Genomic DNA, 12,567 nt, shown 5'->3' on the forward strand with positions numbered 1-12,567 from the left:
CTGTCGCTCCATCTGCGATTTGTTTCATGGTTCTGTTCGACGAGGCTTGTGAGGTCGCGGCGAACCGGCGAAGTCGAATTCGTCCTGTCATCACCTGCCCTCCGCATGCGGCTGATCCTCCGGAAGAAAGATCCATCGAGGTCGGAACACGGTCTTGCGCGAGGTCGCTCCGCCCGCACCCGCCACCGAGTAGCGTTCCTCGAAGAGGCGAAGGTGATCGGATCCCCAGGAGAGCGCTTCGAGGCTGTCCTTTCCGTGCTCGGCGGTTGCGATGCCAGGCAGGATGACGAGCGACAGGAGGCCAGCCGCCATTGCCGGACGATAGAAGCGCGGTGCCGCGGCGATCCTGTTTTCCCGCCCATGGCGGAGGACGATGACGATCAGGAGCAGGCTGTAGATAGCCGCATTCATGATCGCCAGAAGGTAAAAACCCTTGGCCTCGCCGACATCCCCGATGCACAGCACCGGAAGGACTGCCGCGAGCGAGAGGATGACATAGGGTGCGAGAACACGCAGGGGCAGCGGGTCGACTTCCGACGTTCCCTTCGGGGTGACGCGGAAATCGACGAAGGATCCCGTGAGCCAGTCGCGAACGGCAGCCAGCGTGCCGGCCAGCGCCCAGGGCCAGCGGGCAAAGAGGAAGAGCATGCATTCCCAGCTCAGGATCTTCGCGTCGACGGGCCGGAACGTTTCGGTTGCCCGCCAGCGATAGGCCATCAGGATCAGGGCGATCGAAAGCGGTGCGAAATGCGCAAGGAAATCGGGGTAGGTGACGGCGATGAGGCTTTCGCCGCGGGCAAGCGCGATGACCGGCATCGCGAACATAAGCGCCATGAAGAACGCAAAGAGCGGATACCAGAGCTGCGAGAACAGGAACTGGAACTTGAGCCGCAGCGGCAGCTTGCCAACGAGGCGCGGGGAATACTGCAGGAGCAGCATGACCAGGCTGCGCGACCACTGGAACTCCTGGGTGACCAGATCGGCGAAGGTGCGCGGCCCATCGCCGTGGGCGATCGCCTCGAGCGCATGCACGCCGCGCCAGCCGGCCGCATTCATCATCAGCGTCGTCGAATGGTCTTCGGCAAGCTCGGGGCCGAGGCCGCCGATCTGCTTGAGGGCGGCGGTGCGGACGGCGTAGTGCGAGCCGATGCAGAGCGGCGCCAAGCCGCCATTATAGCCGGCCTGCAGCGCCCCGTGCATGCTCGCCTCCGCATGGAGCCTGCCGCGCGCCGCCCAGCTTTCGGCGGCGTTCCTGTCGCAGATGCTCGGAGCCGAAACGTAGCCCACTTTCGGGTCGGCGAAGGGACGCAACATTTCGAAAAGGTAGCCGGGTTCCGGAACATGGTCGGCATCGAGCTGGGCGACGAAGTCGTAGCGGCCGTAGCCGTAATGATCGTAAAAAAATGTGAGATTGCCTTCCTTGCAGCGCGTGCGCCGCGGCCAGGCGGTGCGGTGGTAGTCGGCGCGGTCCTTGCGAGTCGAGACGAACACGCCTTGCCTTCGGCACCAGTCGAGTGTTTCTGGCGAAGGGTCCTCGTCGGCAAGCCAGGTGTCGTGCGGCACATCCTGGGCAAGCATTGCCCTGAGAGTCTCGGCCACAACGGCAAAGGGTTCGGAGGGCGCTTTGGTGACGACCATGGCGACGCGGCTTTCGACCGGCAGCCGCAGCCGGCCGTTCGGCTTCCTCGCGCGATAGAAAATCGCGATGAAGTAGCCCGGCAGAAGGGTGATCCAGGCGAGGGTCGCCGTCGCCATGAGGCTCCCGACGATGTCCCAGTGGTGGCGCGGCTCCAGCCACCAGGCCCACAGATAGGCGAGCGCGGCAAGCCACATCGCCGCCCCGAGAAGGTATTCGGCCCGGCGATATCCGGTCAGCACTGGCACGAGCAGTGGTTCGTCGACCGTGTCCTCAGCGGCCATGCCGCCAGTCTTGACGTGGCGGGTCATTGACGCGCCTCGAGTCCGAAGAACGGGGCGGCGGTCCGCACAATGGTCTTTAGGTCGGAATAGCGCGGCGAGAAGCCCAGCACTTCGCGGGCGAGCTTCGAATCGGCGTAGAGAACCGGCGGATCGCCGGCCCGACGGGGACGGATCGCCACCGGCACGTTTTTTCCGGTAACCTCGCCGATCGCGCTCAGCACTTCCCGGACCGAGAAGCCGCGGCCGGATCCGAGATTGACGGCGAGGCTCCTGCCGCCCCCGGCAAGATGCCGATAGGCGAGCACATGCGCCCGGGCGAGGTCGGCGACGTGGATGTAGTCGCGCACGCAGGTCCCGTCGGTCGTCTCGTAATCATCACCGAAGACCTCGAGCTGGCCGATTCGGCCGGCCGCCGCCATCAGCGCCCTCGGTATGAGATGCGTCTCCGGATCGTGCCACTCGCCGAGATCGCCTTCCGGATCGGCACCGCAGGCGTTGAAATAGCGCAGCGCCACGTAGGAGAGGCCAAAGGCGCCAGCGTAGTCCGACAGCATGTGCTCGGCGATAAGCTTCGTCCGGCCATAGGGATTGATCGGTCGCTGCGGCGTCGCCTCGTCGATCGGCAGCACGGCCGGCACGCCATAGGTGGCGCAACTCGACGAGAAGATCAGGTTGCCAAGCCCCGTCCGCCGGCAGGCGTCGAGCAGCGACAAGGTTCCGCAGACATTGTTGTGGTAGTATTTCGCCGGATCGGCGACAGATTCGCCGACATAGGCGGAAGCGGCGAAATGGATCACCGCATCGGGCGCATAGCGCTCGATGATCTCGATGAGATGGGCCGAGTCGAGGATATCTCCCTCGATGAACGGTCCCCAGCGCACCGACGAGCGGTTGCCGGTCGTCAGATTGTCATAGGTGACGGGCTCGAAACCCTCAAGCCGAAGCAGCTTCGCCGTATGGCTGCCAATATAGCCGGCGCCGCCGGTTACGAGGATGCGGGGGATATCCATCAGGCAACCTCCATGAGTTCGTTCGCCTGGGCGAGGAGTGCATCGAAATGGCTGATCGTGTGAACGAGGCCCGCTGCAAGTTCCACCTTGGGGCGCCAGCCGAGTTCCCGTTCGGCAAGCGAAATATCCGGCCGTCGTTGGCGGGGGTCGTCGACCGGCAAGGGTCGGTGGACGATCTTCGACCGCGAGCCGGTGAGTTCGATCACCTGTTCGGCGAGCGCGGCGATCGTGAATTCGCTGGGATTGCCGAAATTGATCGGACCGGTGAGCGATGTCGGCGAGGCCATCATGCGAATGAAGCCGTCGATGAGATCGTCAACGAAACAGAAGGAGCGGGTCTGCGAGCCATCGCCGAAGATCGTTATGTCTTCGCCCTTGAGTGCCTGGACGATGAAGTTCGACACGACGCGGCCGTCATCCGGGCGCATCCGCGGACCATAGGTGTTGAAGATGCGGACCACCTTGATCTCGACCTGACGGGTTTTGTGGAAGTCAAAGAATAGGGTTTCGGCGCAGCGCTTACCTTCGTCGTAACAGGAGCGCGGGCCGAAGGGATTGACGTTGCCCCAGTAGCCCTCCACCTGGGGGTGAACTTGCGGATCGCCATAGACTTCCGATGTCGAGGCCTGAAGGATGCGCGCGCCGTTGCGGGCCGCAAGCTCGAGCATGTTGAGGCTGCCGAGCACGCAGGTCTTCGTCGTATGGATGGGATCGGCCTGATAGTGCGGCGGCGAGGCCGGGCAGGCAAGATTGTAGATTTCGTCGACTTCAACATCGATCGGCTCGATGATGTCGTGGTCGACGAGACTGAAACCGTTGAAGCGCGTCAGAGATTCGATGTTCCGGCGCAAACCGGTCGAGAAATTGTCGGCGCAGATTACCTCGTGCCCTGCCTCGAGAAGCAGTTCGCAAAGATGTGACCCGAGGAAACCTGCGCCGCCAGTTACCAGAATCCGTCGCCGGATAGCCGGACTACGCAATACTTTATCCTGTTCGTCAAATTTATCTGAATTTCCACTGATTACATTTTCAAAATATTCCATACGTGTCCCCAAAAACCAATAAACTAACCTTTATAATAATTTCACTCGGACAGTATGATTTGGTAATTTAAATTATATACAAGCAATATGGTTTCACCGCTTTTACTCAATACTTAGCGATGACTATGAATGTATGATTACAACCGCTCGAGGCGATTGTCATTATCCTGCAATCCCGATAGTTATCGGGCCGTGCATTTCTACTAAAAATGGCGTAGAACTGGGTTCTGCTAAGTGCTGGGTGGGCCCTGCACGACGCCATACGACGATGCGGCCGTGTAGGTAACTACCCTCAAGACGTGTAATCGCCTGCATTCGAGGGCGGGAGAGTCTGTATGCGTGATCGTCCCACGGGGCCGGGCTCGGAAGAGGATGAAGCTGTCGCGCCTGCAACGCAGCCGCAGCCGGAACGCCGCCGTTGGCCGCGCGACGCTCCCATTGAAGCGTCGCGCTCCGCAGCGTCGCCGGCATTGACGCCTCTGCATTTCTCGACTCGAAACCTGCGACCGGACGAGCAGTTTCAGGCCTGGCGAGCCCACATGGCGCCCTTGGTCGAGGTCAGATTGCCGGACAATATTCCGCCCGAGGACGGGTTTGTCGCGGAACAGACCGCATGGCATTGCGGCAATCTGCTCATCGTCCAACAGCGCGCGCCGGGGCACAGCTACCTCCGCCCGCAGGCGATGTTGCGCGCCAGCCCGATCGACCACTGGTATGTGGAACTGCTTCGCAGCGGCATGACCTGGACGGAGGTTGACCGCCGCGTTGCCGAGAACGGGCCCGGCAGGCTGGTGTTCCGCTCGCTCGGCTACCCGTTCCGCGGCCGGGCGACGGCGGCGGAATCCGTTCTTCTCTTCATGCCCTACGAGCTATTCGCCGACGATGCCGCCGTGTTCGGCGAAACCAACAATCTGGTCTTGTCGGGCAACCTCGCCGATCTGTTGATCAACTACATCAACGGCATCGAGCCGCGCCTCGATCGCTTGACGGCGGAGGAGATACCGCGGATCGTCCAAACGGTGCACGACATGGTCGTCGCCTGCGTCGCTTCGTCGGCGAGACCCGATGCCGGCGGGTTGCAGACCAACAAGGGAATGATGGAGCGGGCCCACCGCTATATTCATCTCAACCTGCACTCCGCCGAGCTTACGCCGGATGCAATTGCCCGGGCGATCGGCGTCTCGCGCACCCGGCTCTACCAGCTCTTCGAAGCGAGCGGTGGCGTTCTCAACTATATCCGCAGGCGCCGGCTGCAGCAGGCGCATGCAGCACTCAGCGATCCGGCCGACAGCCGGCCGATCGCCGAGATTGCCGAGGCCGCCGGATTCGACGTCGCCGCCAATTTCACCCGCGCCTTCAGCCACGAATTCGGGGTGAGCCCGCGGGAAATCAGAAAGGCCGCGGCGACCGAACGCCCAGTCGCGCCAGCTGTTCCGGCCGGGAGACATCGTGGATCGACGATCGGCGATTGGCTGAAGGCGCTCGGCACCTGATCGAATGTGAGTTCGGGCTGGTCCAATGGGCGTGATGCGATCGTGCTGCCCGGTTTCAGCCGAGCCGGAGGTCAATGCCGGGGTGCAATTTCTTGAGGTTCGGCAGGGATTTCGACTGCCAGGGAAACTCCGAACTCCCGCGCACGGTGAACTGGATGTTCGGCCGCTTGCGGGCCTCGATCGTCAGCTTGGCAAGCAGGTTGATGCCGGACGAATTGAGAAACTGCAAGCCGGTGACGTCGACCGTCAGGCGGTCCGGCTCGGTTTCGAGAATGCTCATCACCAAGGAATATATAGGGGCGTAGGCCTCCGTGCTCGGCAGCCGCATGGTGCCGTCGAAGTATATGTCCTTGCCCTCCGACCAAACGCGATACTCTTCTTCCTTGATTTCCATGTTTTTCGTTGCCCATCAATTCGAGGGTTCGGGGACTGTAATCGATGCATAGGTCTCCAGCGGGATACGGCTCCCCTTTTCGCCGGTTCCGAAGACCCAGGCGAAATGAGCGCCATAATCGCTCATGAGCGTCAGAAGGCCAAGTCCGGAGCCGCTCGGGCTATCTCCCGATGCATTCTCTTCAATCCGTTTGATCAGAAGCTCGCCCGGATCTCCCGTGGTGATCTCGGACAGCAGATGCTGAAACCGCTGCGCCGTGTCCTTGTCGACAAAATTGGAGACCTTGGCGCGAAAGGCATTGGACGCCACCGCAGCCTCGACGACGATTTCCCCCGAGGCCCGGAACTTCACCGCATTCTCGATGAGCTCGTTCGTCAGATAGCCGACATTGTGGCGCACCTCCTTGTAGAGGTTGCGGGATGTCCGATAGCGCAAGGCGACGAACTCGGCGACGAAATCCGAGGTCATAGCGCAGTGCTTCCAGCTCAAGTCGAGCGGGCCTTCGAACAGGCGAAGCGTTGTCACGTTTTCGCCCGTACCGATGGCGAGGTCTGCCATTCCATATAAGGTCGTCATCCGCTTACCTGTGTCTCATCACTACGACTGTTATATCGTCGTGGATCTTCTGTGCGCCGATATGCGTCATCAGATCCTCGATAATCCCTGCTTTGACGTCCTCGGCGCTCTGGCCGTGGCGGCAACGCGCGCTCTCGCAAAGCCGCTCGATGCCGAAGAGCTCTCCGTTCAGTCCCTCGGCCTCGGTCACGCCATCGGTGTGAAGAATGATCATGTCGCCCTGTGAAAAGGCGATCTCCTGCGTCGCCACGAAGGGCGAAATATCGGGCTCGAGGCCGATCGGCAGGCCGAGATCGAGCGTGTCGATTCGCTCGACGCTGCCGGTGTTGCGCACCACGATGAGTTCCTCATGCTGGCCCGACAGCATCAGGCTTTTGCCGTCGTAGTCCAGGAAGGCAAGCGAGAGGTGCTTGTTGGCGTTGGTTCTGACGATGTTCTTGTAGAGGGCGCGGTTCACCCGATTGAGGAATAGCGCCGGATCCATGTCGCCGGCCTCCTGCAAAGCCCGCGCCACTGATTGAACCATCAGCATCAGCACGCCGCTTTCCAGGCCGTGGCCGGTCACGTCGCCGATGCCGATCTTCAGCCGCTCTCCGTCCCTCAGGACATCGTAGTAGTCGCCACCCACTTCGTCGGCAGGGCGCATATAGGCGGCAATTTCCAGGCCGGAAATCTCCTCGAGCTCGCCAGCCCTCGGCAGCACCATCAACTGGATGCGGCGGGCGACGTCGAGTTCGGCGCTCAGGCGCACGTTCTCGCTCCGCAATTGCTCATTCAGCGCCGAGATCTGCAGGTTCGCCTCTTCGATTTCTTTCGTCCGGTCCTCGACGAGCTGCTCCAGGTTCTCGGTGTGGTAGCTGATCTGCTCGGCCATGCGGTTGAAGGCGGCACCCGCTTCGCCGACCTCGTCGCGCGTCGAAATATCGACCCGGACGGAATAGTCCTTGGTCTGGATGCGCCGGGCCGCGTCGGCGAGCGCGCTGATGCCGCCGGTGATGCGCTTCGATATGGCGAACACCGCCGAGGTGACGAAGAGCAGCGACACGAGCAGCGCCAGGACTTGATAGATCAGGATCCGGTTGGTCGCTTCGGTGATGCCGGCCTGCGCGGCGAAGAGCGAGGCGTAGATCTCCCGCTCGGGCACGACAATGCCGAGCAGCATGGATTCGCGCCGGACGGGGCCGGAAGACCAGAGATTGGTAGGCTGCAGCTGTTTCAGGACGACGAGATAGGGCACCTTCTCGCCGTTCTCGTCGAGCAGGACGTGCTGCAGCAAGCCATCCTGGTTCAGCGGCAGTTTGGCGATCGCGGCTTGCGCACTGTTGCGCAACGAGCGATCGAGACCGGTCACCCCCTGGCTGCTGGTGTCGCTCGACGACTGAAGGCCGATCACCTTTTCGCCGACCGGATTGATGGCGACGACATTGCCGTCCGACATGGTGAGGAAGCCGAAGCCGTTGTCGGCGACCCGGACACTCTCGACGATCTCCGCCAACTGGTCGAGGGTGATATCGGCGCCGGCGGCACCCGCGACCTGGTCGCGACCGCGCGACCACAGCGGCTGGAAGAAGCTGACGATCAGCTTTCCGGTGATCGCATCCGTATAGGGCGCCGTCTGGGTGATGTCGCTGTTCACCGGACGCGATGCGGGATTCTGCGCCCATTGCTCCCACGATTCGTAGAGGCCCGGGAAGAAAAACGGCCAGAACTCGGCCTGGTTATGGCCCGGATACAGCCGGTCAAAGGTCTGGGCCTGTTCCGTATAGGGAGCCGTGCGGAAGATCGGCCGCTCCTTCGGGCCGATATAATACATCTGCAGCTTCGATTGACCGTTGGCCAATAGGCTCGGAGCGACCAGGTCGAGGACGGCGCTGTTTTCGATATCCGTCTGCACCTCAGGCAGGGGAACGTGGTTGGCGTCGAGCAGATATCCCCAGACGCTGACGACCGATAGCGGCCCCGGCAGGTTCTGCGCCCATCCGCCCTTCGCATCATAGGTGACGGTCACGGCGCCGGGGGCGCCGCGCGACATCGCTTCGCCGATCTGTGACTTTCTGACGGGGCGGTCGATCTGCGCCTGTAGCACGCCGGCGAGCGTGCCGACGTCGGAATGAACCTGGTTAAGAAGCAGGTTGACGCGTGCGGCAGTCGTTTCCGCATAGGAACGAATATAGTCCTGATTGGCCTTCTCCAGGCCCTGGCCGACCTCGGTCGTCGCATCGCGCGACAGGCGCTGCACGTTGAAGAGCGCAAGTCCCCCGGTGACGAGCAGGTCGAACAGCACAGCGCCGCCGACCACGAGGATGAATTTGGCGCGGAACGAACGCAAACCGAAGCGGCTGATTTTGAACTGGTTCATAGCGGCTTGCGCCCTGATGCTGCCCAGATCGGCCAGCCAGCGTAGCCCTTGGGATGGAGGGCCGCAAAGATATGGTCGCGGAAGCCCTGGCGGAAGCGTTCGATGAACTCCGGAGGATCGCCGCGCTTCACGGCCATCTCGCCGGCATAGACGTTCTCCCAAGCGGTGATGATGTCGGCGAAGTCCTGCGGGTCGCCGTCCTGGTTGGTGACCATGAAGGACTCGACGAGAATGTCGTCGAAGCCGGCATCGGCGAGATAGCGGCGGCTCTTCGGTCCGAGCTCCACGTCCATCTCGAAATGGGCGAACAGCTTGGCGACCTCGTTATAGGTCCACTGGATGCTCTGCGCCCGCGGTTCGCCGAGGCAGTGCGAATTCTTCTCATTGGTGATGTAGACGCGTCCGCCCGGCTTGCAGATTCGGTAGAGCTCCTTCAGCAGGAGGTCCGGTTGATTGAAGATCTGCAGCGAATGGCGACAGGTCACCAGGTCGAACTGGTTGTCCTCGAGCAGCATTTCGGACGCGTCGCCATAGGAATATTCGATATCCGAGATGCCGAAATTCGACGCCACGTCGCGGGCATAGGCGAGGCTTGCCTTCGAGTGGTCGAGTGCCACGATACGTGCCGGCTGGAACTCCTTGCGCACCAGCACCGCGAAGTCGCCGATGCCGCAGCAGATGTCGGCCATGGTGATCCCCGGGCGCATGCCGTGCCGCGGCAGGATCTTGCGCTCGTGGCGCCACGTCATCTTGGTTTGCGTGCGCAGGATCGGAATGAAGCTGGTGTCTTCGACGAAGGCCTGGCCCGGATAGAATTTCGAATCATAGACCTCGACGCTGATCTGCGGCTCGATCTTGCCGAGATGGCGGAACATCCGTTCGGTCCAGCCGACGACGCTCGAGGTGACGACGACGAAGCGGATGTCCGAGCGCGTGCGGCAGGCGTCCAGAACCACGCGCGAAAAGGCGTGGAAGGCCGTATTGTTCATCTGCGCGAGGCGCTTCACATTGATGTAAAGGACGCCGCGGGCCTCTTCGATGGCGTTCCTGAACATCGAAATGCTTTGAGCAATCTCGTCGACCGAGCGCGGCCGGACGACGCCGGCAAAGGAGAACTCCTGGCTGTTGGCATCGAATTCTGCCTGGAAGGGCGCTGCGAGCATTGCCGTACTCAACTGACAATTCCTTCAAGGGGGAGATCCACAACGATGGTAATCGACGGCGGGTCCTGTTCCTCGAGACGAATCTCGGCATCGAAATTGATCGCCAGGTCCAGGAGCACCACCTCCCGGCTTGGTGCGAGATCGGTTGAAAGAGCGTCCAGATAACGGGCGTATGCGTCGTTCCCGTTAGTTCTGGCGACCGCCTCGCGGAAGAACTGCCGCTGGCCCGGCGGGCACGGAAAGGAGAGTTTCACACGCTCCTTCGGGCCTTGCCGATAGACGGCGCAGCCGATGCGGCCCTCCGGCGAGCCGCCGCGAAACGACACTTCCAGGAGTTCGTTGAGCGCGGAGGAGAAGAAGTTCGAATGTCGCAGCGGGTCGGTACGGTTGTGGCTGATCATCCGTGCCATGTAGGTCGACAACTGATCGCAATGGTGCCAATCGGACAGGAAGGTCCCCATCTCCATCTCGAACTGAAGCAGGGGCTCGAACTTCGTTTCCGTTGGCTGCCTGTGGGCTGCGTTCATGCTGCTTTCTCCGACTGCATGAGCGAATCCTGATTCGCTCACTCTCCCATGACTATAACGGACGGGCGTCGATCGCCAGAATACTCCAGGTTGCGTCGAGCCCCGTCAGGTCCTGAGAGCGCCTGCCAGGGGGATCGCCCCCGACTTGCGCAGGAAATCGCCGATAGCCGCTGCAGGGAGCGGGAAGCCGAGGAAATAGCCCTGCAGCCGGTCGCAGCCCTCCTTCTGAAGCCAGGCGGCCTGGCCTTCCGTCTCCACGCCCTCGGCCGTCACATCCATGCCAAGGCCGTGGGCCAGCGCGATAATCGAGCGGACGATCGTCTGGCTCTTCTCGTCGTGCTCAAGATCCTTGATGAAATACTGGTCGATCTTGATCGTGTCGAAGGGGAAGTTTTTAAGATAGCTCAGCGAAGAGTAGTAGGTGCCGAAGTCATCGAGTGAAATCTGAACGCCGAGCAAGCTCAAGGTGTTGAGCGTATCGAGATTGTTGATGGTGCGTTCGAGCAGCACCGATTCGGTGATTTCCAGTTCGAGGCGGTCGGCGCGGATCCCCGTCAGATCGAGGATCTGGGCGACGCGATCGGTAAGGCCCTCGTGCAGGAATTCCGCCGGCGACAAGTTGACCGCGACCGTGAAATGCGACGGCCAGGTCATCGCGGCCCGGCAGGCTTGCTCCAGCATCCACTGGCCGATTTCGCTCATCAGCCCATCGGCTTCCGCCATCGGAATGAAGACGCTCGGCGGGATGATGCCGACCAGCGGATGACGCCACCGCAACAGCGCCTCGAAGCCGACGACAGAGGCGCGCGGCTTCACAAAGGGCTGGAATTCGATGAAGAACTGCCCCTCCTGGAGGGCGGTGCGCAGACTGCGGCGCAGCATTTCGCGCTGTTCGAGCACGATCAGCATCGATCGCGTGAATGTCCTTGCCCGGCCGCGGCCATCTTTCTTCGCCGCATAGAGCGCGATGTCGGCGGCCTTCATCAACTGTTCGATTTCGTTTCCGTCCGCCGGGGCGATCGCGATGCCGACGCTCGCTCCAACGAACAGGTTGATGCCGTCGACGGCGAACGGCTCCCTGAAAGCGTTGACGATCGCCTCGGCGAGCCGCTCGGCCTCCCTCGGCTGCTCCAGTTTCCACTGGATGACGGCGAACTCATCGCCGGCCAGCCGATAGGCACGCTCACGATCTCCGAGCACGCCCTTGATCCGTTCCGCCGCCATCTTCAGGACCGTGTCCCCGGCGCCGTGCCCGAGCGTGTCGTTGATCGGTTTGAAGTCGTCGAGGTCGATCTGCATGAGCGCCAGTTTCGCGCCGCTTGGCACCGGCAGGGCATCCCGCAATTGGTCACTGAACTGCCGGCGGTTGGGCAGTCCGGTCAGAACATCGTGGGTTGCCTGGTGGAGCAGCAGCGCGCGATCGCTTTCGCTCGGGCTGGAGGTCTCGCGGCAGGTGGAGTCGCTTTTCGCTTCCACGACACCAATGCCGCGATCGGTACGAAAGACGACCAGGGTGCGGTGGACGCGGCCCTTGGCATCGGTAATCTCGACGCTGCGCGGAATACCGTTCGTGACGACGAAATCGACCGCGGCCTTAGGCCTCGGCGCCAGGAGCTCGGGATAGACATGCCACAGGGTCGCCTCAACCAGGGAGTCGACCGAGGAGGCGTTCCGTTGCGGCATCGAGCAATCGAGGAGCTGGAAGCTATCGTCGTAAAAGGAGATGAGCTCGTCGGTGTGGGCTAGGAAGTCGCTCTCGACGGAAGATGAGGCAGACTTCGTCGCATCCGCGTCAGGCATGCTGGCCTCCGTTCCCTTTCCACTGCACTCGCGTGAATGGTGCCGCTCTGGTGGCCGACGACGATATTGCCCTGACCGAACGCAATCCTGTCACTCGATGCAACCCTTCGTTCAGAAATTATCGCGGTCATTTTCCTGGTCAATGCCGCGTGCTCGACGAGCCACCGTTTTCTGAAGGTGCTTGCGCCGGCGGCATCGGTCGGAAACGTCGAGCTTGCGCGGCCAAACATTGGTTTTTTTATGTTCTCACTACCAAAACCTGCAATTTTTGAGGGTTGTTCA

11 protein-coding genes are annotated in these 12,567 nt (G+C 61.8%); 2 read left to right on the forward strand and 9 right to left on the reverse strand.

Going from position 1 to position 12,567, the window contains the following annotated elements; all coding sequences use genetic code 11:
- Positions 1-90 precede the first annotated feature (90 nt).
- From NXT3_RS27445 to NXT3_RS27455, 3 genes are read right to left on the reverse strand one after another with little or no spacing between them, the layout of a single operon-like run.
- Positions 91-1,947, reverse strand: a complete 1,857-nt coding sequence (locus NXT3_RS27445; protein WP_104841051.1) for a glycosyltransferase family 2 protein — start codon at positions 1,945-1,947, stop codon at positions 91-93.
- A complete protein-coding gene (galE, locus tag NXT3_RS27450) occupies positions 1,944-2,930 on the reverse strand; it encodes a UDP-glucose 4-epimerase GalE (RefSeq protein ID WP_037419550.1) in 987 nt (328 codons plus the stop codon). Before galE ends, NXT3_RS27445 begins: the two co-directional genes overlap by 4 nt.
- The gene (locus NXT3_RS27455; RefSeq protein WP_097525915.1) at positions 2,930-3,973 is read right to left on the reverse strand and encodes a UDP-glucuronic acid decarboxylase family protein; all 1,044 of its coding nucleotides are present in this window, start codon (positions 3,971-3,973) and stop codon (positions 2,930-2,932) included. Before NXT3_RS27455 ends, galE begins: the two co-directional genes overlap by 1 nt.
- A 335-nt stretch (positions 3,974-4,308) precedes the next feature.
- Between NXT3_RS27455 and NXT3_RS27460 the strand changes: the two genes are divergently transcribed.
- On the forward strand, positions 4,309-5,466 hold the full coding sequence (locus NXT3_RS27460) for a helix-turn-helix transcriptional regulator (protein WP_037419556.1): 1,158 nt from the start codon (positions 4,309-4,311) through the stop codon (positions 5,464-5,466).
- A gap of 55 nt (positions 5,467-5,521) precedes the next feature.
- On the opposite strand, the gene NXT3_RS27465 is transcribed toward NXT3_RS27460, so the two are convergent.
- From NXT3_RS27465 to NXT3_RS27490, 6 genes are all read right to left on the reverse strand, one after another.
- Positions 5,522-5,860, reverse strand: coding sequence for a slr1659 superfamily regulator (locus NXT3_RS27465; RefSeq protein ID WP_037419559.1), 339 nt, complete (start codon positions 5,858-5,860; stop codon positions 5,522-5,524).
- A gap of 15 nt (positions 5,861-5,875) precedes the next feature.
- Positions 5,876-6,436 (reverse strand): slr1658 superfamily regulator, encoded by a 561-nt coding sequence (locus tag NXT3_RS27470; protein ID WP_037419562.1) that lies wholly within the window; start codon positions 6,434-6,436, stop codon positions 5,876-5,878.
- 4 nt (positions 6,437-6,440) lie between these two features.
- Positions 6,441-8,795 (reverse strand): SpoIIE family protein phosphatase, encoded by a 2,355-nt coding sequence (locus NXT3_RS27475; RefSeq protein WP_104841052.1) that lies wholly within the window; start codon positions 8,793-8,795, stop codon positions 6,441-6,443.
- Positions 8,792-9,970: a class I SAM-dependent methyltransferase gene (locus NXT3_RS27480; RefSeq protein ID WP_097525917.1), complete on the reverse strand. Its 1,179-nt coding sequence runs from the start codon at positions 9,968-9,970 to the stop codon at positions 8,792-8,794. Before NXT3_RS27480 ends, NXT3_RS27475 begins: the two co-directional genes overlap by 4 nt.
- Positions 9,967-10,485 (reverse strand): hypothetical protein, encoded by a 519-nt coding sequence (locus tag NXT3_RS27485; protein ID WP_037419567.1) that lies wholly within the window; start codon positions 10,483-10,485, stop codon positions 9,967-9,969. Before NXT3_RS27485 ends, NXT3_RS27480 begins: the two co-directional genes overlap by 4 nt.
- 105 nt (positions 10,486-10,590) lie before the next feature.
- On the reverse strand, positions 10,591-12,285 hold the full coding sequence (locus NXT3_RS27490; RefSeq protein WP_037419571.1) for a putative bifunctional diguanylate cyclase/phosphodiesterase: 1,695 nt from the start codon (positions 12,283-12,285) through the stop codon (positions 10,591-10,593).
- 50 nt (positions 12,286-12,335) lie between these two features.
- Between NXT3_RS27490 and NXT3_RS31860 the strand changes: the two genes are divergently transcribed.
- On the forward strand, positions 12,336-12,557 hold the full coding sequence (locus NXT3_RS31860; RefSeq protein ID WP_144353215.1) for a hypothetical protein: 222 nt from the start codon (positions 12,336-12,338) through the stop codon (positions 12,555-12,557).
- Positions 12,558-12,567 lie beyond the last annotated feature (10 nt).

It is taken from the genome of Sinorhizobium fredii, assembly GCF_002944405.1.
Classification (GTDB): Bacteria; Pseudomonadota; Alphaproteobacteria; order Rhizobiales; family Rhizobiaceae; genus Sinorhizobium; species Sinorhizobium fredii_C.

What these genes read in the sequence shown, in the direction of transcription:
- NXT3_RS27445 (WP_104841051.1), bottom strand. Translation starts at nt 1,947, where the DNA reads ATGACCCGCCACGTCAAGACTGGCGGCATGGCCGCTGAGGACACGGTC.
- galE (WP_037419550.1), bottom strand. Translation starts at nt 2,930, where the DNA reads ATGGATATCCCCCGCATCCTCGTAACCGGCGGCGCCGGCTATATTGGC.
- NXT3_RS27455 (WP_097525915.1), bottom strand. Translation starts at nt 3,973, where the DNA reads ATGGAATATTTTGAAAATGTAATCAGTGGAAATTCAGATAAATTTGAC.
- NXT3_RS27460 (WP_037419556.1), top strand. Translation starts at nt 4,309, where the DNA reads ATGCGTGATCGTCCCACGGGGCCGGGCTCGGAAGAGGATGAAGCTGTC.
- NXT3_RS27465 (WP_037419559.1), bottom strand. Translation starts at nt 5,860, where the DNA reads ATGGAAATCAAGGAAGAAGAGTATCGCGTTTGGTCGGAGGGCAAGGAC.
- NXT3_RS27470 (WP_037419562.1), bottom strand. Translation starts at nt 6,436, where the DNA reads ATGACGACCTTATATGGAATGGCAGACCTCGCCATCGGTACGGGCGAA.
- NXT3_RS27475 (WP_104841052.1), bottom strand. Translation starts at nt 8,795, where the DNA reads ATGAACCAGTTCAAAATCAGCCGCTTCGGTTTGCGTTCGTTCCGCGCC.
- NXT3_RS27485 (WP_037419567.1), bottom strand. Translation starts at nt 10,485, where the DNA reads ATGAACGCAGCCCACAGGCAGCCAACGGAAACGAAGTTCGAGCCCCTG.
- NXT3_RS27490 (WP_037419571.1), bottom strand. Translation starts at nt 12,285, where the DNA reads ATGCCTGACGCGGATGCGACGAAGTCTGCCTCATCTTCCGTCGAGAGC.